The organism is Streptomyces sp. YS-3, from assembly GCF_045257485.1.
In the GTDB taxonomy this organism is placed as follows: Bacteria; Actinomycetota; Actinomycetes; order Streptomycetales; family Streptomycetaceae; genus Streptomyces.
Genome location: NZ_JBJHPC010000859.1, coordinates 1 through 2111, shown reverse-complemented (window position 1 = coordinate 2111; position 2111 = coordinate 1). Strand labels below are relative to the sequence as shown.

Here is a 2111-nt window from a genome sequence, read left to right as displayed (position 1 = left end):
GATCCACCCTGATCCGCACCGGATCGCCGCCCCCGCGAGCCAGCCGTCCCGCCTGGGCGGTCTTCAGCGCGGTGGCCAGGGCGGCGCCGCTGCCGGGTGGCACGCGCAGCAGCGCCCGCTCCCAGGTCTCCCCCACCGGGGGGTCGCCGGGGCGCCGGGCCCGGCCCGGCTCGGTCGGGCGCATCAGGACCGGCCCCAGGATCTGCGCGTCGGGCGGCAGCGGAACGCTCGTCAGGAACGACTCCACCGCCTCCGCGCGCCCGGTGACCTCGGCCATCCGGGAGACCGGGGGAAAGCCCAGCTCGGCCCGTTCGGCCAGCTCGCGCAGGGCGTGGCCGACCGGGTCCCACCGGACCAGGGCCTGGACCGGCCGCAGCGTCGGCTCCGCGACGACCACCACCGTGCCGCCCTCGTCCTGGCCGCGCACCAGCGAGGCCGCGCCGATCCAGCGGCGCAGCGCCTCCTCCCCGGCCCGCAGATCGGGCCGCCCGAGCATCGCCCAGCCGTCCAGGAGCAGCGCCGCCGCGTACCCGCCCTCGGCGACGGGCTCGGCGCCGGGGGTGGAGACGACGAGCGCGGGCCGCCCGGGCACGCTGTCCAGCACATGGTCGCGGCCCGAGGTCCGCACCGGCACGGCGGGGAACGCCCGGCCGAGCTCCTCGGCGGTCCGGCGCGCGCCCACGACCTGCGCCCGGAGCCGGACGCCGCCGCACTCCGCGCACCGCCACTCCGGCTCGCCCCGCCCGCACCACCCGCACCGCAGGTCCCGCTCGTCCGGCGCCTCCAGGGGCCCGGAGCAGTGCCGGCACCGCGCGGGGGTGCGGCACCGCTCGCAGGCGAGGCGTGGGACATAGCCCCGGCGGGGCACCTGGACCAGGACGGGGCCGCTCTTCAGGCCGTCCCGGACGGCCTGCCAGGCGAGGCTGGGGAGCCGGGCAGCCCGGGCCGCCTCGTCCCGGGCCAGCTCGCCGTCCCCGACCGTACGCACCAGGGGCGCCGCCGACCGTACGGTGGCGCGGTCCGCCACCAGCGGCGCCGCCCAGCCGCTCTCGACGAGCTGGGCGGCCTCGACCGTACAGCTCGTACTGCCCAGCAGGAACGCGCACTTGTCGTGGGTGGCGCGCAGCTCCAGCACTTCGCGGACGTGCGGGAAGGGGGCGTGGTCGTCGCTGTGGCTGGAGTCGCCGTCCTCCCACACGACCACCAGGCCGAGCCTCTCGACCGGGGCGAACATCGCGGCGCGGGTGCCGACCACGGCCCGCACCGAGCCGCGCCGCACGGCGAGCCACTGCCGGTAGCGCTTCTCCGGGCCGGACTCGGCGGTCAGCAGCGCGTGCCGTCCCTCGCCCAGCAGCGCGGTGAGCGCGGCGTCGACCCGCCCGGCGCTGCGCCCGTCGGGCACCACGACCAGCGCGCCGCGTCCGCCCGCCAGGGTCGCCGCGACGGCGCGGGCGATCTCCTCGGCCCAGGACGGCCCGGGCAGCGCGGTCCACACCGCGCGCGGGGCCCCACCGGAGGCCAGGGCGCGCAGGAACGCGCCGCCGTTCCCGTACCGCACCCACGTCCCCGCGTCCGGTGCCGGCGGCGGCTCGGGCGGCTCGGGGGAGGGCTTCGCCTCGGCCCGCGCGTTCCTGGGCGGCACCGCGAGCTGGAGCACGTCCGCGAGGCTGCCCGCGTACCGGTCGGCGACCGCGCGGGCCAGGGCGAGCAGCTCGGGGCTGAGCACCGGCTCCGGCGAGACGACACTGGCGAGCGCGGCGAGCGGTCCCGAGTAGTCGGACTCGGCGAGGCGCTCGACCACAAACCCGTCGATCAGCCCGCCGCCCTCCCGGCGCCCGCCGCGCACCTGGCGGGCCCCGGCCCCGAACCGCACCCGCACCCGCACCCCGGGCTGGGCGTCGGCGTCCAGCTCGCGCGGGACCGCGTAGTCGAAGTAGCGGTCGAGGTGGACGCCGCCCTTGTCCACCACGACCCGCGCCACGGGCAGCCCCTCGGCCAGCGCGGCGCCACGCCAGGTCCGCGGCTTGGCCTTGGGCACCTTGGCCTTGCGCACGGTCTCCCGAATCAGCGCGAGCTGCTCCGCCCGATCTACGCCCAGACCGCCGCGTACG

The 2111-nt window shown here is 78.9% G+C and carries 1 protein-coding gene; it reads right to left on the bottom strand.

Features of this window, described 5'->3' with window-relative positions:
- On the bottom strand, positions 1-2098 hold a 2098-nt coding region (locus ACJA3G_RS35625; protein WP_406557170.1), incomplete at its 3' end, for a primosomal protein N'.
- Positions 2099-2111: the final 13 nt, after the last annotated feature.